We start from the raw sequence: 26,270 nt of genomic DNA on the forward strand, positions 1-26,270 counted from the left end.
ATTTAGTCTTCCTTTAGTTGGTTACGATGAATGTGTTCAATTAATTTTGGGTAATCAAATAACACTCTGTTGGCAGTTAATTCTAAGTTTAGGTTGTCCATGTACAGCTCCAGCAGGTACTTCAAGTAACCCGCCTCTCGCGAAACGGCGATACCTTTGTTATCAAAGTCATTGTCGAGCACAACGGTCATGACGTTGACGGCATCGTTATTGTTATCCACGATCACCTTTTTGATTTCCACTTCATCTCTAAAGGCTGCAACCACCTGTTGCTGGCGTACGGCGTTGACCGCGTCCTGCCATGTTGGGTAGGGCACTATCTCCATATGAACAAAGCGTTGTTTTGCGTAATCTTCGTAAGAAGAATTACCAATCACTGCGAGCTTCCCTTCCAAGGTTTGTATCGCTTCATATTTGGACCGTTTACCTTGTTGTTTTTGCAGTAGTACGCGGTTGATAAGCAACGCCTTGCGCAACCGAATATAAGGTTTGGTAAAAAGGACTTTTTGCGCGCGATTAAAGGTGATGGACAGCTTGCAGATGGCAATGTCTGCTTTCCCCTCTTCGACCATTTGGATAGCCTCATTTAACGTCCTTGCTTGGCGTAAGAAGCGTGCTGGAATGCCTAAGTGGTTGGCAAAGCCTTGCATCAGCTCGACATCTAAGCCGGTCAGCGTGTTGTCTTGAGTGAAATAGAAAGGCGGAGTGTCGTGCTGGTACATCGCGATACGGAGTTCGCCTCGTTGTAAAATGGGCTCGATGCTGTTTTGTAGTGTGTTTTTCGCCTGCGCAGCCAACATAAAAAAGCTTAGACACAGCGCAAACCATAAGCGTAGGCAGGTGTTCATTTTCGACTCCTTGTTTAGAATTGGTATTTCATCGAGGCCTGTAGGCGAGAACCATGAAGGTGCTGTGTCACCGTTGGCTGATCGTATTGTGCGCGCTCAAACCACGACCATTCCAAGCCGAACTCCAGGACGCTCGAGGATTTCCAAATGGTATTAATGTGACTTGAAAGCAACGTATTTAGACGTTGGTTGTCCTGAAGCTCGTTAGGCAAATCAATGCTGAGTGCGCCAATACTCACGTTACTGCGTAGTGTCGGGTGCCAATGATGTTGCAGCGCGAGATAACCACCTTTGCTCGTTATTGTGCTGAGGGTTTGACCATCAAATATCGCCGCGTAGCCACTGGCTTCTTGTAAATAGCGACCCAATCCTTTGCCGCAGGTAAAGTGCCAGCGAATATGCGTGGCTTCGTTGAAATACCAGCGGCCAGATACCGCAGCAGCACCCCCAAGTGCCTTATAGGCTTGGTTATTTTGCGTCACAGACAGTTGGCGCAGAATAACTTGAATCGACCAATGGCCTTTACCGTGTTGCTGAAGTAGGCGCAACGTTGCGTCGGGCAAGCTATCCGAGGAATCGGTTTGTAGGCCGCTTTCGTTAATGACGTCAGATTCGGGGTTTTCGAGGGAGGCTGAAAAGATGAATTGGCGCCAAGGTTGGTTGTAACGAATTTGCGTTTGGCGCACAAATGCTTGGCCTGTATCATTTGAGAAATCTAAGGTTTCAGGAAAACTACGGGCATCCACAAAATTTGACCACGTTTGGCCAATTAACCATTGATTGCTGGAAAGGTACGCGTGGCGCAAACGGCCCGTATCGCCATTTGCAATTCGTTCTATACTGCTGCTTGAATGCGTGCCATTGGCAAAAAAGTCGCCTTCAATGACACCAGATACGTTATGTTGAGCGTCTTGCCATTGCACTTTCAGTCGACTTTCTCGCATATGAAATCGACTGTAGGGTGAATCACTTCCAGCTTGCGTTGCTAGGTAATCCATTCGGTCGCCACGTAGTCCGGACAAGTCGTAGATGGCATCGGCTTTGAGCGTGCCTGATACCGAAATGGGAATCGAAAAATCACTGGCGGCAAGCACGGGCATATGAACTAAGGCCAGCAAAGCGAATTGGCACTTAGTGAGCGCCAAGCGGGGTTGTTTTGTTGCCAACATGATGTCTCCTTATGTAGAGTTGGGCAACACTAGCGTAAAAGAACACTCGGATTATAAATCGGGATAAGGTAGCTAAAAGTAGTTAAAAAGCATGGTTTTGCAGCAAAAAAAGCCAGCAGTTTGCTGGCTAGAGATGAAAGCGTTTTTTATACTCACGAGGCGTTTCGTTGGTGTAACGACGAAACACTTTCTCGAAATGACTTAGGTCACCAAAACCGACATCCAGACACAAATCGGTGATACGAATGTGAGGATTGGCTTCAATTTTAGATTTTGCTTTTTCGATCCGTAATTCCGTCAAAATTTGTTTGAAACTGCGATCTAAATTCTTTTTGAACAGGTACGAAAGATGTGATGGGCTGACGAAAGCATTACTTGCTACGTTGGTTAATGACAAGTCCTGTTGCCAATGCTCACCAATATATTTAAGTGCTTTGGCGAGTCCAGGATGAAGATGACTAAACGTCTCGTAGTCTTCTCGATGTAATAACTGCACGCATTGCGATTGCAGTTTTAGCTTGCGGTGTTGATTTGACTGAACAGGCGATGGCTCAGTTAACTTTGGTGCGCCGAGAATGTGTGGAGTAAGCACATTTAAATCGTCAATGGATACTGGATTTTGTTTGGAAAATGTGAGGAGTTGAACTAACGTTTTCTCGAGCTCGGAGTAGTTACCCGGCCACTGATATTTACACAAAAAGTGCTTAGCAAGTGGTTCAACATACTGATCGTCAAACAATTTGTGCTGTTCTATCATTCGTTCAATAATCTCAGCAAGGTCATTTGGTCTATCTCGCAGTGGTGGCACCACTAAAGTCAGGAAGTCCAACCGTGCAAATAACGCAGCGGAAAAACGTCCATCCCGAGTGAGTTGGGATAAGGAATGTGAAGTACTGACCATCACGCGAACGTCTCTTAAGCCACAGGCGTCATGGTCGTCAGAACAGTCGGTCATCATATCTGCGAGTTGCAACTGAGCACTGTAAGGGAGTTGATCAATATGACTGAGCAGCAAGGAGCCACAGCGAGCTCTTCGCACAGAATCTTGAAAACGAGATAAAAACGATGCGATGTCATTTAGGAATAATTGGCAGTCTAGCTCGATAAACGCGCCTTGTCTTGACGGGTCGTTGAAATGGACAGCACACGCGACGTTGAGCTTCTCACAGCCACTTTCGCCTTGCACAATAACGGGGTATCTGGCGCTTGCCGCACGTTCTATTTGGCTATCGAGCTGAAAAATAGCATCACTAAAACCAATTAGGGGCAGAGTGCGGCCAAGCTGCTTGTCACACCGATGGTGGGTGCTGTTACGCTGGATAAGAAAAGCGACTGCTTTGGAAATTTGGTGCAGGTGCTCTTGTGACAGTGATTTGATCACCTGTCGGCGAAAGAGATTTAATGCGCCCACTTGTCTGCGTTGATACATAATCGGAAAGCTGCATATCGGTTGGTTAATGGCACTCAAAGAGTGACCATAGACCAGCTGTTTGTGATTGTCCTCCGCGACTTCAATGGTAAGTGAATCTGACGCAATCGGGGTCAGTTGTTGATGTAAATATTTCGTGAGTTCTATCGTCAATTCTGGCGTTGCAGAAGATTGAAAAGTAGAAGCTGATAGTGATTGTGAGCGAATATCCATGTATGACTCCAAAGTAAGCTCACCTTGTTATGTTTTTCCTTACTGCAAGCAATTTACTTGCCTTAAATGATTGCTATCTGAGTAAGTAATTAATTACTTTTCAAGGTGAACGGGTTGCCTTGGCGTTCAAATTACTGAATAGACGAAGCTGGGTATCGGGGAAATCAACGGATAAATGATTACAATGTATTACAATTGGTTAACTTTTGAGTAATAAAAAAGGCAGGGAACCTGCCTTAGTGAAATAATCGGATGTGCGATCGCCGCGCGCTTGCTAAAGCTTGGTATTAGTCACATAAACGATTTAAGCCGTTTAATGCCGCAACACGATAGGCTTCAGCCATGGTTGGATAGTTAAACGTCGTGTTGACGAAATACTCGACATTGTTACCGCCATTTTTCTGCTCCATAATGGCTTGGCCGATATGGATAATTTCGGACGCACGCTCACCAAAACAATGCACACCGAGAATTTCTTTGGTATCTGCATGGAACAATATTTTTAGGCTACCCACTTCCGTGCCCGTGATTTGCGCTCGGGCCAAATGTTTGAATTGCGCACGCCCAACTTCGTAGGGTATTTTAGCCGCAGTCAGTTCTTGCTCTGTTTTTCCAACGGAACTCATCTCTGGAATGGTGTATATCCCCGTTGGAATATCGATGATGAGCTTTTCATCTTTATTGCCGCGAATAATGGCATCTGCGGCAATACGGCCCTGATCAAAGGCTGCACTGGCCAAGCTGGGGTAACCAATGACATCGCCAACCGCGTAAATGTTATCAATCTCGGTTTGGTAGGCTTGATTCACTTTCAATTGACCACGTCCATCCGCTTTTAGACCTACCGCAGCAAGGTTTAGCGAATCCGTGTTGCCTGTACGTCCATTGGCAAACAGCAAGCAATCCGCTTTGACTTTTTTACCCGAACGCAAATGTAAAATGACGCAATCTTCCCGTGTTTCAACGCGATCAAACTCTTCATTGTGGCGAATAACAATACCATTGTTCCAAAAGTGGTAACTCAGTGCGTCAGAGATTTCATCGTCCATAAAGGCTAACAGACGTTCACGAGTGTTTATCAAATCGACTTTGGCCCCAAGGCCTTTAAAGATTGACGCATATTCACAGCCAATGACACCAGCACCGTAAATCATTATGCGTTGTGGATCTGTTTTGAGACTTAAAATAGTATCGCTGTCGTAGACGCGAGGATGGTTAAAATCAATTTCTTTTGGACGATATGGTCTAGAGCCTGTGGCAATCACCACAATCGGTGCGGTGACCAATTCAAACGTGCCATCTGGGTGTGTGATTTTTACGGTATAACGGTCGATAAAACTGGCATCACCTTGAAATAACGTGATGCGATTACGTTCATAAAAGCTAGAGCGCAAGCTGGCTTGTTTGCCTATTACGTCGCTGGCATGATTGAGGATATCTGAAAACGTCATACGCTGGTTACGTTCAGAGATCCGATAAAATGGACTGGCTTTAAATTCAATAAAACGACTAACTGAGTGGCGCAGAGCTTTCGATGGAATTGTACCCCAATGCACGCAACCTCCACCTACCGCTTGAAGGCGTTCAACCACGGCGACGCGTTTATTGCGTTTGGATAAATTCATTGCCGCGCCTTCACCACCAGGGCCTGTGCCGATGATGATAGCGTCGTACTGGAATGCTGGTTTTGGTGTTTCGACAGATGTTGCTGTCGCTGGGTTGGTTTTTGCCACAGCCTCTCCTTACTTCTAATTTGAGGCTGTGACCAAAGGCTTAAGCGGCCTTCAGAAGCCTCGCGTTAAGCGCGAGCCAAGCTTGCTTTTGTGTCTGCCAAGCCTGTTCGAGCTCTTGATATTGTTTTAGTAAAGCATGTTTATCGCATTGCGCTAACATGGCATTTTTCTTCACTTCTAAAATTTGTTTTTGCAAAGCACAGAAGGTCTGCAATTTTTTCAGAAGTAATTCATACTCTTGGTGTAACAATGTAAGCTTATCTTGCGCTAAAGGCAATTTTGCAAGACGACCTTGAGTGCGATTAAGCAAGGTTTCGGCTTTGGCTTTCTCAATGCGTTCAACCGGTGTGCGTTTAAGTTTGCTTGCAAGACCTAACATTGCCATGGCACGAATAATCCATTTTGTCGGATCATAGTGATACCATCTAATGCCGTTACGATAATCACTGGCGAAAATGTGGTGGAAATTGTGGTATCCCTCGCCATAGGTAAATAGCGCTAAGAAGCCATTGTCGCGCGCGGTATTCTTTTCCGTGTAAGGACGCGAACCCCAAATGTGAGCGAGCGAGTTGATAAAGAAAGTAAAATGTTGACTTAATACCAACCGAAGTACACCACACAACAACAGCATGCCTACAAAATCGCCGAACAACAGCCCTAGTAAGACGGGAATACCAATGTTCGTCAATAAGACTAATTTCATATAATGACGGTGTTGCCACATGACGACGTTGTTTTTCTGTAAGTCTCTCGCGTTGCTGTAATCGCCATAACTTTCCCCTTGATAGTCACGCAACATCCAACCGATATGGCTAAACCAGAATCCTTTGGTGGCGGCATAAGGATCTTTTTCTACGTCATCAACATGACCATGGTGTACGCGATGATCAGAACTCCAATGCAACGCACTGTTTTGCAGTGCAAATGCACCACCAAGCGCAAAAACAACCTGTACGACGGGGTGGGCATCGTACGCTTTATGTGCCCATAAGCGGTGGTAACCTGCAGTGATAGACAGACCGGCATAAAACATACAGACAACAAAGGCAATCCAGTTCGCAGCGGTGTATCCGTATTCGAATCCATACCACGGCACAAGGGTTACTGCCGCTAAAAACGACAAACTAAAAAAGAGAATATTCTTCCAAATTAAAGGGGGATTTTTCATGACTTTTAAAATCTCAGCGTACAACTGTACGCTAAAATAGTCGCAAACCAGCTATGAGTCAATGTTAAGGGAACGTATTTTGGCAATAATTTGATCTATCGCAGCTTAGGAAATGCTGGTGACGTAACAAAATAAGGGCAAGCTAAACCTCACCTCTTACGTTGAGTCTAGAACATGAAAATAGCGATGGCATAATTTTACTTAACTGCGGTGTTTAACTTGGGGGCGTTGTTCGGTCATCGGCTATTTTCAGGATAAATAAGGTATTACTTGTATCGTTCAGCGAGCTTTGTTTTAATTTGTCTGTTTTGCCAAGGCACATTGGCAAAGCAGTCATTCTTTCCTATTTACGACAACAGAAGAACGCTTTCGGTCTTTTTCACTTGGAGAACGTCATGTCTGGCATTCGTGCTCAACAAAAACAAAAAACGCGTGAAGCACTAATTGAAGCTGCGTTTAACCAGTTAAGTGCGGAGCACAGTTTTTCCAATTTGAGTTTGCGTGAAGTGGCCAGAGAAGCGGGTATTGCACCAACGTCGTTTTATCGACATTTTAAAGACATGAACGAGTTGGGTTTAACGATGGTGGATGAGGCTGGCTTAACGCTTCGTCAGTTAATGCGTCAAGCGCGCCGTCGAATTGCCAATGGTGGAAGTGTTATTCAAACGTCAGTAAATACGTTTATGGAATTTATCGATACCTCAAGTAACCAATTTCGGCTGCTTTTGCGCGAACGTTCAGGTACCTCGAAAGCATTTCGCGCGGCGGTGGCAAGAGAGATCCAACATTTTATCTTAGAATTAGCTCACTACTTAGAAAGCGAAACGCACTGCGAATCGCTCCACGCTTATATTCAAGCGGAGGCGATGGTCACTCTGGTCTTTAGTTCTGGCGCTGAAGCACTTGATCAAGACCAAGCGCAACGAAAAGAGCTTACTGAACGATTGATTTGGCAACTACGTTACATCGCGCGTGGTGCGGGTCACTACGGGTCATTGTAACATTCATTCTTACACACTACTTAAAGCAAAAAGCGTTGTTACACTTACACTGCGGCACACAATAACCCATTGGCTGACGTGACGACGATAGACGCGCGTTTATTTACACTTTTTGATAAAAAATTTTTCTATCCCATATTCCCTTCATTTTGGCTTGTCATTGACCATGGTTTTGTTATTTTGCATTTATAATCCAATAACTCATTTAAATTTGTATTTTATGGCTTTTTCTTGATTGTTTTGTGTGGGTGGGTTGAAATTTTTATGCTTGATCCGGTTTCCTTGTCCATGGTACAAAATGACTAATTCATCGACAGGTATACTTTTAATGCAAATGTTCACTTTATTGTCACTACTCCTCAATCTGATTCTGCCAAGGTGCAGGAGCGGGGCGTAGTTGCGCATTAAGTAACCACTTTTTTACCCCCGCACTAGCGGGGGTTTTTTATTTTTGGGAATGAGGAAACAGATATGCAGGACAAGGTTTGGATTTTTGACACGACATTACGAGACGGCGAACAGGCGTTAAAAGCGAGTCTAACGGAAACTGACAAGCTGCAACTCGCTCATGCTATCAGCCGCTTGAACGTCGACGTAATGGAAGTGGGTTTTCCGGTCTCGAGTCCTGCAGATTTTCGTGCTGTGCAACGCATTGCGACAGAGGTTAAAGGTCCTGTAATTTGTGGATTGGCACGTGCGGTTGCAAAAGACATTGAAGCCTGTGGTGAAGCGCTTCGTCCTGCTGAGCAAGGTCGTATTCACACGTTTATCGCGACGAGTCCGTTGCACCTTGAGCATAAATTGCGAATGAGCTTGGCCGATGCCACAGAGATGGCGGTGAAATCCATCAAATTGGCACGCCAATACACCGATGATGTTGAGTTTTCGTGTGAAGATGCGGGTAGAACGCCACACGACCATTTATGTCGAATAGTGGAAGCCGCGATTAATGCTGGTGCTTCGACGATTAACTTGCCTGACACGGTTGGATACGTCACGCCGGATGAATACGCTGCAATGATCTATCACTTACGAAATAATGTGCCGAATATCGACAAGGCGCGTTTGAGTGTTCATTGCCACAATGATTTAGGCCTTGCTGTTGCGAATTCTATCGCGGCCGTTCAAGCGGGAGCGAGACAAATCGAGTGCACTATCAATGGCATTGGTGAACGTGCTGGCAATTGTTCATTAGAAGAAATTGCGATGATCATCAAAATGCGCCAAGACCATTTGAAAGTGCATACCGGCATTCGCAGTGAAGAAATTTACCGTGCGTCACGTCAAGTGTCTAAAATCTGCAATATGCCAGTTCAACCGAATAAAGCCATTGTGGGTGAGAATGCGTTTGCCCACAGCTCAGGCATTCACCAAGATGGCGTGTTAAAAGCACAAAATACCTATGAAATCATGTCGCCAGAAAGCGTTGGTGTACCAAGCAATCAATTGAATATGACCTCACGTTCAGGTCGCCATGTGATTGAACATCGCTTGGAAGAGCTTGGGTATCAAAAAGGCGACTATGATATGGACAGCTTGTACGAGAGCTTCCTAGCGCTTGCCGATCAAAAAGGAACCGTATACGACTACGACCTTGAAGCGATGATTTATTTTAATCAAATCAACGATAAGGATGAACATTACCAACTGCAGTTTGTGAACTCAACGTCGAATTCACAGTCTGTGGCAAGTGCAACTATCGGCATGACCATCGGTGGCGTAGCCAGCCAAGAAGCTGCGACGGGTAATGGGCCTGTTGAAGCGTCGTTCCTAGCCATTGAGCGTGTTACAGGTATGGAAGTCGAGATCATTGAATATAACTTAGATGCGACAGGACAAGGGGCAAGCTCTTTAGGTCAAGTCGACATCATCGCCAAGTACGATGGACGTCAATATCATGGTGCTGGCCTTGCGGCTGATATCGTGGAAGCGTCGGTAAGAGCCTTAATTCGCGTGTACAACTTAATTTACCGTGCACAACAAGTATCTGATTTAAAGCAACAAAGGAAAGCAGGATGAGCCAACCAAGTTATCAAGTAGCCGTTTTACCAGGTGATGGGATCGGTCCAGAAGTTATGGCGGCAGCGGAGCAAGTGCTCGATGCGGTAAGTCAAAAATTTAATTTCCATTTGACGATGCAACACCAATTGGTTGGCGGTGCGGCCATTGACGCGCATGGTGAAGCGCTGCCTGACGTCACGCTGAAAGCGTGTGAAGCAGCAGATGCCATATTATTTGGCTCGGTTGGCGGTCCAAAGTGGGAGCATCTTCCACCTCATCAGCAACCTGAACGTGCATCGTTATTACCTCTACGTAAGCACTTTGGTCTTTTTTGTAATTTGCGTCCGGCTCAATTGTTACCCGCATTAAGTGCCGCATCACCATTGCGTGCGGATATTAGTGCGAAAGGGTTCGATATTCTGTGCGTGCGTGAACTCACCGGTGGTATCTACTTTGGTGAGAAGGGGCGCTCAGGCGAAGGGGCTGAAGAAGTTGCTTTTGACACGCAACGTTATTCTCGAGCAGAAATAGAGCGTATTGCACGTTTTGCCTTTGAGGCGGCGCGTCTACGCAGCAATCACGTCACTTCAGTGGATAAAGCCAACGTCTTAGCATCCAGCGTGCTTTGGCGAGAAGTCGTCGTTGAAGTCAGTAAAGACTACCCTGATGTCACGCTTTCGCATATTTACATTGATAACGCAGCTATGCAGTTGGTGAAACAACCTAGCCAGTTTGATGTGCTGCTGTGCGATAACTTATTTGGTGACATATTATCGGATGAATGCGCCATGATCACCGGCTCTATGGGCTTATTACCATCCGCGAGCGTCAATCAATCTGGCTTTGGCTTGTATGAACCTGCTGGCGGCTCTGCGCCAGATATCGCGGGTAAGGGAATTGCAAATCCGATTGCGCAAATTCTCAGTGCAGCGCTGATGCTGCGTTACTCGCTTGGTCAAGATGAAGCGGCTCGTTGTATTGAAAAAGCAGTAGCTGAAGCCGTGGCCGCGGGTGTCGGCACACCGGATATTTATCCAAATGCAGGTTATACGACGTTAGACGTTGCGCAAGCAATCGTGCAGCGAATCGCGTAATTTCTCACCAGAATTTAAGGATGTAGCAAGTGGCACAAACACTTTACGATAAAATTTGGCAAGCGCATGTGGTTGAGAAAATAAATGCGCAAACGGATTTACTTTATATTGACCGTCATTTAGTCCATGAGGTGACTTCACCGCAAGCTTTTGCGGGATTGCGTGAGCAAGGTCGCAAAGTTCGTTGTCCAGAAAAAACTTTCGCGACGATGGACCATAACGTTTCAACGAAAAGCCGTTCATTGGATGCGGCAAGTGAAGTATCTCGTAATCAGTTGTTGGCACTGGCTAAAAACTGTGAAGAGTTCGGGGTCACGTTGTACGACCTTGATTCAATCAATCAAGGCATTGTTCACGTCATGGGGCCTGAGCTTGGTGTCACATTACCTGGAACGATCATTGTCTGTGGTGACAGCCACACATCAACGCATGGTGCGTTTGGTGCGTTGGCGCACGGTATTGGTACTTCTGAAGTTGAACACGTCTTAGCCACCCAAACATTGCAACAGAAGAAAGCCAAATCATTAAAAATTGAAGTAAACGGCACGCTTCGCCCGACAGTGACGGCGAAGGACTTAATTCTTGCCGTCATTGGTAAGCTGGGCACAGCTGGTGGCACGGGGTATGTTGCTGAGTTCTGTGGCACTGCAATTGAAGCGCTGTCAATGGAAGCGCGAATGACGCTTTGTAATATGAGCATTGAAATGGGCGCCAAAGCCGGTTTGATTGCGCCGGATGAAGTCACCTTTGCTTATTTGGAAGGCCGTCAATTTGCACCGAAAGGAGAGGACTTCAGCAAAGCCGTTGCGTATTGGCAAACGTTGTGTACCGATGAAGGCGCGGCGTTTGACCACACAGTGACCTTACATGCCGATGAAATTCAACCGCAAGTCACGTGGGGCACCAGTCCAGAGCAAGTGATAGGCATTGACGAGTTAGTGCCAAACCCAGATGTTGAACCTGATTTAATCAAAGCTGAAGCGATGCGCTCGGCGTTGAAATACATGGGGCTAGAAGCGGGTCAGAAACTCAGTGATGCAAAAGTCGACACTGTGTTTATCGGTTCATGTACAAACAGTCGTATCGAAGACTTACGGGCAGCGGCGGAAATCGTGAAAGGTAAAAAAGTTGCTGAAGGGGTGGAAGCCTTGGTGGTGCCTGGGTCTGGTTTAGTGAAGCAGCAAGCGGAACAAGAAGGGTTAGCAGACATTTTCGTGGCCGCAGGTTTCGAATGGCGTGAGCCTGGGTGTTCAATGTGTCTGGCGATGAATGATGACCGTTTGGGCTCAGGTAAGCGCTGCGCATCTACATCTAACCGCAATTTTGAAGGTCGCCAAGGGCGAGGCGGACGAACGCATCTAGTGAGTCCGGCAATGGCCGCGGCAGCCGCGATTGCGGGTCACTTTACGGATATTCGAGGAGAAGCAGTATGAGCATCTATCACCACGGGTTAGTTGCACCGCTTGATAAAAACAATGTGGATACGGACCAAATTATTCCCAAGCAATTTTTGACTTCGACGAGTCGTGATGGTTTTGATGCCGCATTGTTTTACGATTGGCGTTACCTTGATAATGGTCAACCTGATCCGGCGTTTGTGTTGAACTTCCCTCAATATCAAGGGGCGAGTGTTTTGTTAACGCGCGATAATTTTGGCTGTGGTTCTTCTCGTGAACACGCGCCTTGGGCGCTAAAACAATACGGCTTTAACGTGATTTTGGCTGAAAGCTTTGCGGATATTTTCTTCAACAACTGTGGTAACAATCAAATGTTGTGCGTTGCGTTACCCGCCGCGACGTTAGATGCACTGTTTGCGGTGTGTGAAGCGAACGAACGAGTGCACATTGAAATTGATCTGGAAAATCAATTGATCCACTCGTCGGACTTTGAGGCAATTCATTTTGATGTCCGGCCGGATATTAAAGCGCGTCTACTCAGTGGTCTAGATTTTATCGGCGAGACTGAACAACTAAATGCCGCCATTGATGCCTACGAAGCCAACCTTGCAAAAGAGCGACCTTGGCAAGAAGCATGGCATCACGCTTAAACTGAGCGCTTATCCGCGTTCATTAATCGCATTCTAATATTAAAAAGGCCAAAGGGCATTTACCCTTTGGCTTTTGTTGTTTTAGGTACTATGAATGAAAAGCCTAGTTGCATTGAGTTTGTTGCTGAGTAGCGTCTCAGCGTTGGCACGTCCCGCACCTTTAGTTTCAATTCCAACCCATGATGCTTTCTTCAATCGCTTATCAGCGCTGTGTGGTAAGGCTTTTCAAGGTAAAGTGGTGGTCGATAACCAAGGCCCGAGCAAGTTTGATAAAGCTAAATTAGTGATGCACGTGCGCCGTTGTAACGAGAAAGAGCTACAGATCCCATTTCATGTTGGTGACGACGCATCTCGTACTTGGATTGTCACCAAAACGGGTAGTGGTCTTAGTTTAAAACACGATCATCGCCACCAAGATGGCAGTGATGATGTGTCCACGATGTACGGTGGCCATACGCTTGATGCCGGTTTTGATCAAGTTCAATCGTTCCCAGCCGATCAATACTCTAAAGCGTTATTTGCTCGGCTTGGTATGGCACAGTCTATAACAAACATTTGGCAAATGTATGTGTACGATACAACATTCAGCTATCGATTGATCCGTGAAGGAAGAGAGTTTCGTGTGGACTTTGACTTATCTCAGCCAATAAAGACGCCTTCTGCACCGTGGGGTTACGAAGATTAGTTATCCGTCGAAGATATTAGCGCTTCGGCCAATTACGGTTTGGCCGTTGACGTATCGCCAGTGTTTTTCAGCATGTAGATTGAGAGTGGTTTCGGCTTTTCACAGCGTATCCATACGAGTAAGTTCGGCTGAAATGGCCGGATCTTTTTAGGAAAACGGTCAAAATCTTGAATGCCGTTTTTGATAGTCAGAACAGGGTCGTTAGCTTGACAAAGACGTTCTGCATGGCGCAATAAAAAGGTACTTTGTTGTTGAAAATGGGCATAACTGTCGCTATCAATACTGACAAGGAAACTCTCGTCAGAATAGCGAGTCTGAGTATAATGAACTTGATGATCAAAATCATATAGGCGTTCGGCTTGCCCCAAAGGCACGGGCGTTGAAGAACATCCCGCTAGAATGAGAATGGTTGTGAGCGCAAATAGGCGTTTATTGAAAGGCATGATGTTCCTTTTACGACGGATCCTTTGTCACTAGTGTAGCTTAGAATGAATGGAGACAACATGCTCGCGAAAATTAAAAATTGGTTATGTATCAGTGATCAAAGTTCAGGTATTCCGAAACATGAATTCAATCTTGCGCTGGGCGCGTTGCTGGTGGAAGTGATGCAAGCCGATCAGAATTTGCATCCGGAAGAGCAAGCCTTAGCGATTCGTTTGTTGCAAAATCGATTATCCCTAACGTCGCAAGAAGCTGAAGAACTGGTGCAAGATGCAAAGGGCAAAGTAGATGAAGCCATCGATCTTTATGCCTTTTCTAAAGCGATAAACAATCAAACCAGCAGTGAAGAGCGCATCGATATCTTAACCTTGTTGTGGCAAATGGCATTAGCGGATGGAGAAATAGATCGTCATGAAGAACATCTTATCCGTCGTATAGCGGGTTTACTTTACGTGACGCATGAAGATTTTATTGTTGCAAAATTACGCGCCAATAAAGGGTGAACTACGCCCCGAAATAAGAAACTTAAACCGTATTTTTGTGTTGCTAAAATAGAGCTATATCATACTTTAGTGTAAAAACTCTAAAGTGTAATCGCATGTAATTGAATAAAAAATAACAATAATCTATCATCCGGCCTCCATTTTTCTCTTCACCCATCTGGATGATAAAAAAGCAAACTGAAACCGTGTACAGGGACACGTTGCGATTGGTTGAGTTTTGTGTGGTTTTCTAACTTATCAAGCCAGAAAAATAACAACTAGGAGATAGGCTTGAGGTTGCTCAAATCAGCTTTGTCAGTCTTTGCTGCTGGCCTTTGTATGTCCGCACAGGCTGCGAACCCGGTTTCTGCACTGGCAGAGAATCAGGTATTTCTCAAAGGTAAATATCTTGCAATTGGCGTAAACGAACTTGGTACATTCGGAACAAAAGCCGGTGTTTCAGTTCCTTCTGACTTTCACTACTATCAAAAATCTGGTCAATACCGTTTAGGTCTTTTTGCTGACATGGATGGCCTTGATGAAGGAAATCCAGCCAGTACCGTTGATTTTTTCCTACCAGGAACCGAGTTCGAAGGTTTCATGCTCAATTATAAAAAAGAAGGTGTAACCACCTCTATTTTGCAAGGAAGAGCTGAAACATCGCCCTCTTCAGGTCCTAAAGCACTTAAATTTAAGTCTATCGAAAACCTATCAACAGGTAGTGAGTTGAAAGCCCGTTGGGTTGGGGAAAACGAAGATATTCGAGTGACTATTACACATTATTTTGGCGATCTTGATCAATATTATGTGTCGTTTGTTGAGGTGGAAAACCTAACGTCGGTAGAAATTACAGATTTACGTTTTGCACGAGGCCTAGACCCTGATCAAGAATCAAGTGGTATGGGTGGAACGTCAAGTACCCGAAATACCGTATTGTCTCAAGCGCCAAGTAACCAAGTTTCTGTTGAAGCAAAAGGCACGTCAACAGGCGTTAGTATCTACCTGGTCTCTAACCAGCCAAATAGTCGAGTACATTATAATAGAGAATTCAACGAATTTGACTTATATGGCTCGTTGTGGACAGATCAACCAGCGGTAAATTCAACGATCACCTCAGACAAGGCGATTTATCTTATTCAAGATAAAGGTACTCTCGCGGCAAATAAAAAGGCCAGCTTTTATCACTTAACCGGCCTAACCAGTGACCTCACTTCAGCCTTAAGTGCATTTGGTGATCGCGACGAAGATAAAGACGGCGTGAAAAACAGCGAAGATTCGGAGCCGAGCGATCCTTGTGTGCCGAATGCAAGCGTAAAGGCATGTGTGAATAAAGCGCCAACGGCCTCAAGTCGATCAGTGCTTGTTAAACCAAATGAATCTACGTCTATTAACGATTATTTAAAGTCAGTCACGGATGCTGATGGGGATTCGCTTTCGTTGAAAGGTGTTATAAATGCAACAAACGGTAGCGTCAGTCTTTCGGGCAGTGACATTACCTACACAGCGAAAAGTGGATTTACAGGTGTTGACCCTCTGACATACATTGTAACCGATGGCTATGCGGATCTAACCGTTACGCTGAATGTTGTTGTCAACCGTTCGCCGACCCTGTCAGGTACTCCGGTAACAACCATCGCACAAGGTGGAAATTATGCGTTTACACCGTCATTGACGGACGGCGATATTAGCTACGGTGATACCCATACATTTGGCATTATCAACCCTCCCAGTTGGGCTACATTTGATGATAAGACAGGTAAATTATCAGGCACGCCGGGGAATGCGAACGTCGGGACGACATCGAACATTGTCATCTCAGTAACGGATAGTTTAGGTAGTCAAGGAACGCTTACTGCATTCGACTTGCAAGTCACAAACGTCAATGATGCACCTTCAATTTCCGGTACGCCAGCAACGACGATAGCAGAAGATTCTCCCTACAGCTTTACACCAACCGCCAGTGACATAGACACAGGTGATACGTTGACGTTTAGTATTGTTAATCGGCCAACATGGGCAACCTTTGACCCTGCTACAGGCAAATTGTCAGGCACACCGACGAACGAGCATGTTGGTACGACCTCGAACATCGTCATTTCAGTGAAAGACAGCTCAAACAGCTCAACGGCGTTGGCTGCATTTAATCTGACAGTCACTAACACGAATGACGCGCCTACTATTTCTGGCACACCCGTAGTCACAGCAGAGGAAGATTCAGCCTACAACTTTGTGCCGACTGCAACGGATGTCGATGTCGGAGATGTGCTGAAGTTTAGTATTACAAATAGCCCAAGTTGGGCTCAGTTTGATACTAAAACAGGTCGCTTATCAGGTACGCCTAGGCAAGCGAACATTGGTACGACGGACAATATTGTAATTTCTGTGAGTGATAGTGGTGGGAAAACCGTTTCTCTCGCGCCTTTCTCTTTGACGGTACGCAACGTCAATGACTCACCCGAAGTAGGCACTGTTGCGAGCATTGTATTGGATGAAGGCGAAGAAAAAACCGTTCGTATTACTGCGAGTGATGAAGATTCAGATGTGCTCACACTATCGCTTGTGAATGGCGAGTCATGGATGTCATTGGATGCATCGAATGGACGTTTAATTTTGACGCCGCAAGAAGAGCACATCGGTGTTTACTCCAATCTTCGAGTGAAGGTATCCGATGGCCTGAGTGAGTCTACCTCTAATACGTTCTCGGTTGAGGTTCGCGACGTTAAACATACGCCAACGGTTGACAATGCAGAGTTTGAGTTGCGGGAAGATACATCAGTATTTTTGACGCTAAATGCAACTGACAAAGACAGTAAAGATGAATTGCAAGTCGTCTTTACTCGTGTCCCAACACAAGGTCAGCTCACCTTTAATGGTCAGCCAGTATCCGTAAATCAGCGCATTGCTTTGAAAGAGATTACCGGTGTTGAATATACGCCACAAGCGAACTATTTCGGTGCCGATTCCGCTGCGGTGGAAGTGTCAGATGGTGAGCTGAATGCATCAGCAGCTATTTCGTTTACCGTAACACCGATTGACGACCAGCCTACTTCCAAAGGGGTACTACGTCTAACACCAGTGAGTGAAGATAACGTTGACGGTGTTTTGTTGACGGCAGAAAAACTGCTGGCACAAATTGAAGACATTGAGAAAGATCCCGCCAATGTGGTTGTTGATAAGTATCAGGGAAAATACGGTGAACTTCAATTTGATGGGAGTGTTTGGACATATCAGTACTACGCACTGATGGAGCCTTATCTTTCAGACGCGAATTTTGAAGATAAAGTTCAACCCCTTCGCAAAGACGAGAAAGCGTTAGAGCAGCTTTCCATCGCCGTTCAAAGTGTCGTCCCAGGCAGTGCGCAAGTTACACAACTCGTTGAGTTCGACATCATTGGTCAAAACGATAAACCTGAAATTGTATCGCCACTCATACCTGACGGCCGAGACTCTGCGTACAGTTCTTTTGGTTTTGACCAGCAAGAAATAGTGCAGATTGAAGCGAAGGATATCGATAAAGAAAGCAGTTTTACGTTTGCTCTAGAGGCGGGCGAGTACGCGGATTCGTTCACTATCGATGAGAGCGGTCACATTTCGATTGTGAAACCAATTACTTTTGATGATGTTAAAGCAGGGATCACAGAAAGTTACCCAATCACGGTTTTAGTCTCTGATGGTATTGAGACAACGTCGTTGCCTATTGAGCTGAAGCTTGAGTATGGTGGTGATGCCGATGGTGACGGCACGACGAACGAAGATGAGCGTCTTGCCGGGACCGATCCATTTGATAAAACAAGTTTTCCAGATGCGGACCATGATGGTGTATCGGATCAACTTGAAATAGAGCTTGGTACCGATCCGAATGACCCTGCATCTTTCACGGACATGGACCAGGATGGTGTACCTGATTTCCAAGAAGGGATTGCAGGCACTGACCCAACAAGTAGCACAAGTTTTGTGGACGCCGATAACGATGGTGCACCTGATTACGTTGAAGTTCAGCAAGGCACGGATCCTAATGACCCTCATAGCTATTTAGATACTGATGGTGATGGTGTGCCAGATACGGCGGAACTGCGAGAAGGCTCTGATCCGTTAGATGGCAGCTCATTTGCCGACACCGATGGTGATGGCATTCCTAATGTAATTGAAATTCAACAGGGTTCAAATCCAGAAGATGAAGATAGTGCGATTGACAGTGATGGCGATGGCGTATCGGACTACGAGGAGTTCTTAGCAAATACGGACCCCTTTGATCCGCTGAGTTTAGATATCGATACCGATAAAGATGGTGTACGTGACAGTGTTGAGCGAAATGATGGAACCGACCCGAACGACCCTACCTCCTTTAAAGACAGTGATGGCGATGGAGTATCGGATGTACTTGAGCTTTGGACTAACACGGATCCGAATGACCCGCTGAGTTACAAAGATGCCGACGAGGATGGCGTACCAGACTTTGTTGAGTTCGTACAACAAACGGATGAAGCCAATAGCAATGTGTATCTAGATACCGACAAAGATGGTGTGCCTGATTACATCGAAGCTCGCGAGGGCACGGACCCAAGCGACGTTGCAAGTTTCAAAGATACTGATGGTGACGGTCTTGCTGACTATCTTGAGTTGCGACTTGGATTTAACCCCAATGATGCATCAGATAAAGACTCTGATGGCGATTTGGTACCTGACTTTATTGAAATTGAGCAAGGCACTAATCCAAACGATCTAGCGAGTTTCCTTGATAGTGATGGCGATGGTGCACCTGATTTCCATGAAACCTTAACGGGTAACGATGCGTTTGATGTCACTGATTACCTTGATAGTGACGGTGATGGGACATCTGATGCGGAAGAAAAACGTGATGGTACTGATCCATTGAATGCGTTTGACTTCAAAGACTCTGATGCAGACCAAGTTTCTGATAGGGAAGAGCTACTTGAAGGTACGGACCCTCTTGATGGTAAAGATTACCTCGACAGCGATGGCGATCTTATGCCTGATGCATTCGAGCGTCGCTACGATTTAGACCCAGAAAATGCGGCGGATGCAGAGCTGGATTTAGACTCGGATGGTTTGACGAACCAATATGAATACCTCAATGGCCTCAATCCTCAACTTGATTCAGCGCCACCTACGTTTGTGATTCGCTCACCGGTGTGGTTAAACGCTACTGAGCGTTTGACAGGGTTCAATGAAGAATGGTTTGAAGAAGATTATGCCTATGACTTGAATGACGGAGTGATTGAAATTCAACGCGACGCGTTGGTCCTGGCGCCGGGTAAGCACAGTGTTGAGTTAACGGCGAAGGACAGTGCAGGTAACAGCGCTTCTACAATCCAAGACGTCTACGTGCGCCCAATGCTTAGCCTATTAGAAAGCGGGCAATTAATGACAACATCGCACCATGGTGTGGTTAAGCTTAGCGTTAAAACGAATGGTGAATCGCCTGTATATCCACTTAGCGTTGGTTTTGAAGTGTTTGATGCAAAAGACCAAAGTGTATTGCAAACTGGTAGCGTCTCTTTTGCACAAGGGGATGCTGAACAAGCCATTCTAATCGATGTTGCGCAGCTAGGTTTAACGGATGAATTTGAAGGGCAATTAGGCGTTCGTTTGTCTCAGCTTGCGGCTCGAAATGAACTTTCATTTGCAAACATCGGAACTGCTAACACCGTGTCGATAGAGGTTACCTCTGCAAATCTAGCACCGGCGATTTCACTTTCCGTCCTACAAAATGGCGCTCCTGCCATTTGGATCACGCGTGATGGTGGAATGGTACAGGTAGCCGCTGATGTTACTGACGCGAATCAAGACGAGATCACACTTGACTGGACAGTGCCGAGTGCGATTGGCTCAAACACGCCATCGAACACCGGTTTTGCATTTGACCCAAGTGCATTAGCAGAAGGGCTATACGAAATCACATTAAATGCGACGGACAACGGTACACAACCTTTATCTACCTCTGCGGTATATCGTTTTTCAGTGTTAGCGGCTGAGCCTGGTTCATCTGAAGATTCAGATGGTGATGGTGTTCCTGATGTCGAAGAAGGGCTGGGCGACAGCGACAACGATAACATTCCTGACTATCTAGACAATCGTTATTTGGCCCAAAACCAAATGGAAGTAGAAAACGCCAATGGCGAGAAGCGACTTGCAGAATCGGCAATTGGGACGATTCTAAAAGCGGGTAAACAAGCGCTAACTCAAGGCAGTGGTTCCGTATTCCTTGAACAATTCACGGCTACTGACAGTCACTATGACTTCGTCACGCGAGTCTGGGATTTTGAGATTCACAATGTCAAGCAAGGTGAACAGACTCAGTTAGTTCTGCCGCTGAATGTACCTTTACCAAAAGACGCGAAGTATCGTAAATACAACGCTAATTTGGGTTGGTTTGATTTTGTGGAAGATGCACATAACGTACTTCGTTCTGCGCCAACAACACTCGGAGTGTGTCCTTGGATTGGTCATGAAGACTATGTACCAGGACTTGTAGAAGGAAATGAGTGTCTCGAAATCACGCTCCAAGATGGTGGACCAAATGACGATGATAAACAGGCCAATGGTGTCATTGTAGATCCAGGTGTCATCGCTACGGTGAAACCACAAACAGGTGATGGAAATGGTGATAAAACACCAGACACAAATAACACCAAGTCAGGAGGAAGTATGTTCTGGTTGTTAGTGTTTATGATGGCTGTGGTCATGCTCCGCCGCTTAGGTAAGAAACGCGTTATGCAGACCATTGCGGTACTTGGTTTGGTTGCAAGCCCACTTGTTTCAGCCGCTGAGCTAGAGTTAGTCGGGTCGCCAAGTACGTTTGTGACGAATGAACAAAATGAGTTGGCAGCACATATCGGGATTCGAAGTGATGTACTTTTATCTGGGGCAGTAATGCACTACGTACTGAAGGACACACTCACTCAAGAACAGTATCTTGTCGGTCAAGAAGCCATTGATCTGCAGGTTGGTGTCAATGACATCAACCATGTACTGGGTTTTGATGAAGACATTCCGGCGGGCGCGTTTGAAGTGCGAATGGTGACCCAACTTGCAGAGGATTTAGAAAGTGAAACGATTTTATCGAATCTACTTATAGGCTACGTTATTTACTCACCTAACATATCGAGTGATGTACGTTTTCTGTCCGCAAACGTAAACAACTACAGTTTCGTCCTTGGTGAGCGTCCTGATGATTCGCGCGAATTAAACACGGAAGCGCCATTGTTAGAAGCTAACTTTTCTGTCACATCAGATTATGCGAATGTGGTAAATCCGCTCACAACGAAATTTTTCTTTGAATCAGCAACATTAGGCCGTTATCCGCTCAATCTAACAAATCGCACTCGTCAACGTGAAGCCACGGAACAAGATGATGCATTGGCCATTGATGAAAATGGTCAGGTCACTGAGCTGTTGAATGGCTCTGATTGGCTTTTTGATGTTGCGTGCCCTGAAGAAGAAAGTTGTGCAAGCGTGCGCACAGGTGAAGAAATGGGTGCTAGTGTTGAGCTTTATGCAACCGAAGCGTTATACGATGCACTTAAGCAGAATGGCACTGATGTGCAAGGCGAGCTAGTCATTGAATTGGACCCAGATGCTCAATTGGATGAGCTCCCTGAACAGCGTTTAAACAATACTTTTCGTATTCCTGTGATTTATCTTCATGATGACGTTAAACCTGAAACATCATCACGTACCAACAATGCAGTAGACCAAGCGCGAGGAACGATAGTCACGTTCGCGCAAGAGGGTATGAACGGCAGTGGTGGTAATAAATCCAAGTTCCGCATTGAATATGGACTGGATGGTCGTCTTCGCTATCGTGTGGGCGATTTAAATATTCCGTATGAAGGCTTTTTTGACGCTGGTGGACACTTAAAAGTGTACATGTTTGGCGGTAAACATGATGTCTTGAACGCCGATTTCTATGGTGCGGCATTGGAAGATCCGTACAACAGTTACTGGGAAAACACGGTTAAAGTGTTTGGACAGGTTTACTGGAAACAGAAAAAGGTTGTCGGTGACTATTACCGTGATGACATTTATGTACTTTGGGAAACGCGCGATAGTAAAGGTAAAGAAAGGTATCGCAAGTACAAGAAAAAAGAAAAGAAAAAGAACTATTACTACTGGGGCATCAAATTTACCCTTAAAGGTGCAATTAAAGGCGAAGCCGGTATCACTGGGAATGTTTATGTCGCACGTGGAAATATATTAGGCAGTACAATAGGGCCTTATGCATCGATTGACGCCTCTGGTGGGGTATCGGTGAATGCATGGGTGGCGAAAGCGGGTGTATCGGTCGATCTTAACTTGATGCGACTCGATGCGCCGTTCTCGACGACGTTCCGAATGCTGGGTGGCGATTACGCAGAACTTAATGCGAGTCTTGATTTTATTCGTCGTCATCTGGATGGTAAGGTATCTGTGTGGGCCAAATGGAAAAAGCCAAAGTGGTTAGGGTTTAAATGGAATAAAAAGTCTAAGACAATTATGGAGTGGAGTGGGACGCGCAACACGAACAACCTCTGGAAAGGGGGTAAAACGTGGGGCGAAATGAAAGAGTATCGTATGCCTAAAATGGCTGCATTGAAGGTAAAAACGAAACTCGTTATCAAACAACCAAAGTCCACTTATGCATACGTGTCTGCGAAAGGTCGTATTGCAGAGGCAAATGTCTTTAAGCTTCTTTGGATGAAAATTGTCCTCAGTCCAGAAGATTACCTGACTCTGTCGGGGTGTAATGGTCAATTTAAAAAGACACTGAAAAAGAGTTTTAACGAGCGTTATAAACTCCCGAAAGGGTGTAAGTCGGTTGATATTGTAGGCCAAGTCCATGGTTACCAATTTAACAAACGAAATGCGCCAGTGATCACAATTGAATAATAGATGTTGGTTCACCATCTGAGGTGACTATCTAAGTTGGTTTAGTTGGAAAGGGGCTTAGCCCCTTTCTTTTTGGTAGAGAATATGATTAAAAAAATCGGTTTATTTGCAGGTGTTGTTGGTGTGGCTGCTTTATTGGTTGTAGCAATCATGCAACCGCGACAAGAGAGCGCGTCAACCGACAGTACACCTAGTCATCCTGAGATACAGGCTTACCAGTTTGAGTTGAACTCGAGTGGCAGTTTAAATAGTGGAGCTATTATGTCGGCCTTGTTTAACAGCCCTGTGAATGCACCTCTGCAACGCATTGAAGAAAACATCTCCGGCATAATCGTATTGCAACATACGGATGCTCAGCCGACGAAACGAATCGCGTACTTAAAAATGCTAAAAGGCACTGACCCAGAAATTGCGATGGAGTTAGCAAAAGCGGTGTTAGTAGAAAAGACGAATAACGGAGCTTGGCAACTGGATGAGACTGAATTCACCTACAGTGAGCCGCAGCGTGATTTACTGCTTAATTTATTTTCAAAATTACAAGTAGTCAGAGACGATGAATCAGCCTCTATTTGGCAAACGACGGAACAGGATAATGTGGGGTTCTACCATGCGACTTATAAACAAGAAGATGCAAAACACCTAGAGCGAATTAAAACCGACTATTTACAAGGCCAAACTCGTAGTCAGACGATGTTCGACTTACCAAACTCAATACTTTCGCTCAAAGAAAGCGTCGACCAAATTACGCTGAATGTACATACAACTCTTGTCGATTCGGTGGTTTCGACACAAAGAATAGAGATTCAACAAGGGAGTGAGCGGGTCATGGAATTAACTCAGCACATTACCTTAACTGCAACACGTGTTGATAAAAAACTTGAACACAGCATATCCATGGACGAGTTACGAGCACAATATCAGCAACCCCAACGTGCTCAACATGCTAGCCAGCGCAAACAAGCTCTAAGTTTTGATAGTAACAGTGATATAGTGACTTGGTTTTCTAAAGCGATAATTGCCGACGAAGATCAAGCGATTGAACAGTTAACGGCATGGTTTCGCGAAAATCCAGAGCAAGTGCGTGCACTGATTGAGTATATGAATACACATCTTGCTGAAATCTCGGATGAAGTAGATTTACGGCTGTGGTACGCAATGACTGAATCGGGTACGGTTGAAGCGCAGCAAGCGTTTGCTGATGCAATGTCAAAGAACGAATTCGATCTTCTTATTCGTACTCGAGCGATTGTTTATAGTCATGATTTCGTTCGGCCCACTCAGGGGTTAATCGATGGGTTGTGGTGGGTGTATGAGCATAAAGCGAATGATGGATCACAGGATGAAAAAGAGCTGTCGAGTATGGCACTTTACGCGTTGGGGTCACTTATCAATGCAAATGAAGTTGACGAACAGATACAACATTCGTTAAGCAAAGCAATGCTACGACGTTTAGATACCGCAAACACTGAAGAGCAAGCCAGTGAAGTATTAATTGCACTCAGTAATTCAAGGATGCCACGTTTTATAGAGACGTTTGAACAGTACACCGTAAACAAGAGTGATCGAGTTGTTGCGAGCGCGTTTGAATCATTGGCAAATTTAGAATTACCCGATGCGACGGATGCTTTAGTCGACAAGTTGGATTCGGTTGAGTCGGAAAGTTTGCGTGAAAACGCAACCAAGTCATTAGTCAATGCAGTCCCGACGGAAAAAAGTATTCAGTGGGCGAGCAGCCGATTAAACCTCACACAAAACGTTTCAGAGCAGGGCAACCTTATTCAGTATTTAGGTAAATACAGTAGTGACTACCCAGAAGCAGAGAAATCATTGCAGCAGTTACTCAAGCAGCCTAATTTGACCCTTCAACAAAAGCGATTGATCTATCGCTATGTCGCACCAAGACAGTAAGTAAGTTGTCTGTATCGTCTGTTGACGCGTGATTGCATTCAGTCACGTGTCAAGTTTGCGTGTTCAAAGCATTAAAAATGATTGATGGATCAGGGAAATAGAAAGATAAAGTAGATTCAGAAATAGGGGAGAGGAAGAATGGTCGGCATAGCAGGATTTGAACCTGCGACCCCTGACACCCCATGACAGTGCGCTACCAGGCTGCGCTATATGCCGACAACGGGCCTTACTATACGGAGATTTTTTTAAAAGGCAACTGCTTAGGTGTTGATTGCACACTTAATAATCGGAAGGTAGGCGCTACTTTTACCTAGCGCCGAAAATGAATCTAATGCCAAATGCCTTTAGGTAAAGTTTTAGCAAGATGCGGATGTTTGCTCGGGTCGAACGTTGGAATTTGTCCAGCTTTTAATTGCGATTGATAATCTTTAGTTAGCCAAATCACGACGCCTGAAAGCATAAATAAAGCGATAACGTTAATAATCGCCATAAAACCCATGGATACGTCTGCCAGTGTCCAGACAATGCCAAGTTCACTGAGTGAGCCCCACATCACCATACCAAGTACACACAAACGGAATAACATTAATCCCTTTTCATGGTTATGTTCTAGAAACAGTAAATTTGTCTCGGCATAGGAATAGTTCGCGACAATAGAGGTGAATGCGAAGAATAAAATCGCAATCGCGATGAAACTCGCCCCCCATTCGCCAACATGACTGACAAGAGCCGCCTGCGTTAGTGCGATGCCGGTCAGCTCTGAACCTGGAGCATAGGCTTCTGAAAGCAAAATTATTGCCGCTGTCGCGCTACAAATAACGAGCGTATCAACAAATACCCCTAGCATTTGCACATAACCTTGTGATGCTGGGTGATTTGGGTTTGGCGTCGCTGTAGCGGCTGCGTTTGCTGCACTACCCATACCCGCTTCATTGGAAAACAAACCGCGTTTAATTCCTTGGATCATGGCTTGCATTACGGCGTAACCGATTGCGCCAGCACCTGCTTGTTCCATGCCAAATGCACTATGAACTATTTTTACAAACACGGATGGTAATAACTCGGCATTTATTGCACATATATAGAGTGCGAGTAATAGATAGGCGAGCGCCATGAAAGGCACAACCAGTTCAGCAAAGCGAGAAATGGTTTTTAAACCACC

At 45.4% G+C, this 26,270-nt stretch carries 16 protein-coding genes and 1 tRNA gene (1 of these 17 cut by a window edge); 9 read left to right on the top strand and 8 right to left on the bottom strand.

From position 1 onward, the window contains the following. Positions 1-2: 2 nt before the first annotated feature. From NI389_RS10570 to NI389_RS10590, 5 genes are all read right to left on the bottom strand, one after another. On the bottom strand, positions 3-848 hold the full coding sequence (locus NI389_RS10570; protein ID WP_308359832.1) for a substrate-binding periplasmic protein: 846 nt from the start codon (positions 846-848) through the stop codon (positions 3-5). Between the two features lie 14 nt (positions 849-862). Further along, a complete protein-coding gene (locus NI389_RS10575) occupies positions 863-2,017 on the bottom strand; it encodes a DcaP family trimeric outer membrane transporter (protein WP_308359833.1) in 1,155 nt (384 codons plus the stop codon). A gap of 127 nt (positions 2,018-2,144) precedes the next feature. After that, the gene (locus tag NI389_RS10580) at positions 2,145-3,659 is read right to left on the bottom strand and encodes a helix-turn-helix domain-containing protein (protein ID WP_308359834.1); all 1,515 of its coding nucleotides are present in this window, start codon (positions 3,657-3,659) and stop codon (positions 2,145-2,147) included. A gap of 287 nt (positions 3,660-3,946) precedes the next feature. Continuing rightward, the gene (gene sthA, locus NI389_RS10585; protein ID WP_308359836.1) at positions 3,947-5,392 is read right to left on the bottom strand and encodes a Si-specific NAD(P)(+) transhydrogenase; all 1,446 of its coding nucleotides are present in this window, start codon (positions 5,390-5,392) and stop codon (positions 3,947-3,949) included. A gap of 40 nt (positions 5,393-5,432) precedes the next feature. Continuing rightward, positions 5,433-6,560, bottom strand: coding sequence for an acyl-CoA desaturase (locus NI389_RS10590; protein ID WP_308359838.1), 1,128 nt, complete (start codon positions 6,558-6,560; stop codon positions 5,433-5,435). 395 nt (positions 6,561-6,955) lie between these two features. Here NI389_RS10590 and fabR point away from each other — a divergent pair, with 395 nt between their 5' ends. The 6 genes from fabR (at position 6,956) to NI389_RS10620 (ending at position 13,388) form a co-directional block, all read left to right on the top strand. Then, entirely contained in the window at positions 6,956-7,561 is a 606-nt protein-coding gene (gene fabR, locus NI389_RS10595) for an HTH-type transcriptional repressor FabR (RefSeq protein ID WP_208842022.1), read from the top strand. Between the two features lie 471 nt (positions 7,562-8,032). Beyond that, a complete protein-coding gene (leuA, locus tag NI389_RS10600; protein WP_308359839.1) occupies positions 8,033-9,580 on the top strand; it encodes a 2-isopropylmalate synthase in 1,548 nt (515 codons plus the stop codon). Continuing rightward, positions 9,577-10,656 carry a 3-isopropylmalate dehydrogenase gene (gene leuB / locus NI389_RS10605; protein WP_308359840.1) on the top strand — a complete coding sequence of 360 codons (1,080 nt, stop codon included), beginning with the start codon at positions 9,577-9,579 and terminating at the stop codon, positions 10,654-10,656. Before leuA ends, leuB begins: the two co-directional genes overlap by 4 nt. Before the next feature lie 29 nt (positions 10,657-10,685). Continuing rightward, positions 10,686-12,089 (top strand): 3-isopropylmalate dehydratase large subunit, encoded by a 1,404-nt coding sequence (gene leuC / locus NI389_RS10610; RefSeq protein ID WP_308359841.1) that lies wholly within the window; start codon positions 10,686-10,688, stop codon positions 12,087-12,089. Beyond that, positions 12,086-12,703 (top strand): 3-isopropylmalate dehydratase small subunit, encoded by a 618-nt coding sequence (gene leuD / locus NI389_RS10615; RefSeq protein ID WP_308359843.1) that lies wholly within the window; start codon positions 12,086-12,088, stop codon positions 12,701-12,703. The genes leuC and leuD overlap by 4 nt, the downstream gene beginning before the upstream one ends. A gap of 94 nt (positions 12,704-12,797) precedes the next feature. After that, positions 12,798-13,388 carry a hypothetical protein gene (locus NI389_RS10620; RefSeq protein ID WP_308359845.1) on the top strand — a complete coding sequence of 197 codons (591 nt, stop codon included), beginning with the start codon at positions 12,798-12,800 and terminating at the stop codon, positions 13,386-13,388. 32 nt (positions 13,389-13,420) lie between these two features. On the opposite strand, the gene NI389_RS10625 is transcribed toward NI389_RS10620, so the two are convergent. Beyond that, positions 13,421-13,831, bottom strand: a complete 411-nt coding sequence (locus NI389_RS10625; protein WP_308359846.1) for a hypothetical protein — start codon at positions 13,829-13,831, stop codon at positions 13,421-13,423. A 60-nt stretch (positions 13,832-13,891) separates the two neighbouring features. Between NI389_RS10625 and NI389_RS10630 the strand changes: the two genes are divergently transcribed. The 3 genes from NI389_RS10630 (at position 13,892) to NI389_RS10640 (ending at position 25,108) form a co-directional block, all read left to right on the top strand. Then, on the top strand, positions 13,892-14,332 hold the full coding sequence (locus NI389_RS10630; protein ID WP_308359847.1) for a tellurite resistance TerB family protein: 441 nt from the start codon (positions 13,892-13,894) through the stop codon (positions 14,330-14,332). Positions 14,333-14,602: 270 nt separating this feature from the next. Beyond that, positions 14,603-23,200 carry a putative Ig domain-containing protein gene (locus NI389_RS10635; RefSeq protein WP_308359848.1) on the top strand — a complete coding sequence of 2,866 codons (8,598 nt, stop codon included), beginning with the start codon at positions 14,603-14,605 and terminating at the stop codon, positions 23,198-23,200. Between the two features lie 84 nt (positions 23,201-23,284). Beyond that, the gene (locus NI389_RS10640; protein ID WP_308359850.1) at positions 23,285-25,108 is read left to right on the top strand and encodes a HEAT repeat domain-containing protein; all 1,824 of its coding nucleotides are present in this window, start codon (positions 23,285-23,287) and stop codon (positions 25,106-25,108) included. A 139-nt stretch (positions 25,109-25,247) separates the two neighbouring features. On the opposite strand, the gene NI389_RS10645 is transcribed toward NI389_RS10640, so the two are convergent. Both NI389_RS10645 and NI389_RS10650 read right to left on the bottom strand, forming a co-directional pair. Beyond that, positions 25,248-25,324: transfer RNA gene (locus NI389_RS10645), tRNA-Pro, on the bottom strand. A 112-nt stretch (positions 25,325-25,436) separates the two neighbouring features. Then, positions 25,437-26,270: the 3' portion of an alanine/glycine:cation symporter family protein gene (locus NI389_RS10650; RefSeq protein ID WP_308359852.1), read on the bottom strand. 582 nt of this gene lie beyond the right edge of the window; the window shows 834 of its 1,416 coding nt (coding positions 583-1,416); the start codon falls outside the window, past its right edge; its stop codon occupies positions 25,437-25,439.

It is taken from the genome of Pseudoalteromonas xiamenensis, from assembly GCF_030994125.1.
In the GTDB taxonomy this organism is placed as follows: Bacteria; Pseudomonadota; Gammaproteobacteria; order Enterobacterales; family Alteromonadaceae; genus Pseudoalteromonas; species Pseudoalteromonas xiamenensis_B.

Excerpts from the sequence above, each read along its gene's own strand:
- NI389_RS10570 (WP_308359832.1), bottom strand. The coding sequence starts at position 848 with ATGAACACCTGCCTACGCTTATGGTTTGCGCTGTGTCTAAGCTTTTTT.
- NI389_RS10575 (WP_308359833.1), bottom strand. The coding sequence starts at position 2,017 with ATGTTGGCAACAAAACAACCCCGCTTGGCGCTCACTAAGTGCCAATTC.
- NI389_RS10580 (WP_308359834.1), bottom strand. The coding sequence starts at position 3,659 with ATGGATATTCGCTCACAATCACTATCAGCTTCTACTTTTCAATCTTCT.
- NI389_RS10590 (WP_308359838.1), bottom strand. The coding sequence starts at position 6,560 with ATGAAAAATCCCCCTTTAATTTGGAAGAATATTCTCTTTTTTAGTTTG.
- fabR (WP_208842022.1), top strand. The coding sequence starts at position 6,956 with ATGTCTGGCATTCGTGCTCAACAAAAACAAAAAACGCGTGAAGCACTA.
- leuA (WP_308359839.1), top strand. The coding sequence starts at position 8,033 with ATGCAGGACAAGGTTTGGATTTTTGACACGACATTACGAGACGGCGAA.
- leuB (WP_308359840.1), top strand. The coding sequence starts at position 9,577 with ATGAGCCAACCAAGTTATCAAGTAGCCGTTTTACCAGGTGATGGGATC.
- leuD (WP_308359843.1), top strand. The coding sequence starts at position 12,086 with ATGAGCATCTATCACCACGGGTTAGTTGCACCGCTTGATAAAAACAAT.
- NI389_RS10620 (WP_308359845.1), top strand. The coding sequence starts at position 12,798 with ATGAAAAGCCTAGTTGCATTGAGTTTGTTGCTGAGTAGCGTCTCAGCG.
- NI389_RS10625 (WP_308359846.1), bottom strand. The coding sequence starts at position 13,831 with ATGCCTTTCAATAAACGCCTATTTGCGCTCACAACCATTCTCATTCTA.
- NI389_RS10630 (WP_308359847.1), top strand. The coding sequence starts at position 13,892 with ATGCTCGCGAAAATTAAAAATTGGTTATGTATCAGTGATCAAAGTTCA.
- NI389_RS10640 (WP_308359850.1), top strand. The coding sequence starts at position 23,285 with ATGATTAAAAAAATCGGTTTATTTGCAGGTGTTGTTGGTGTGGCTGCT.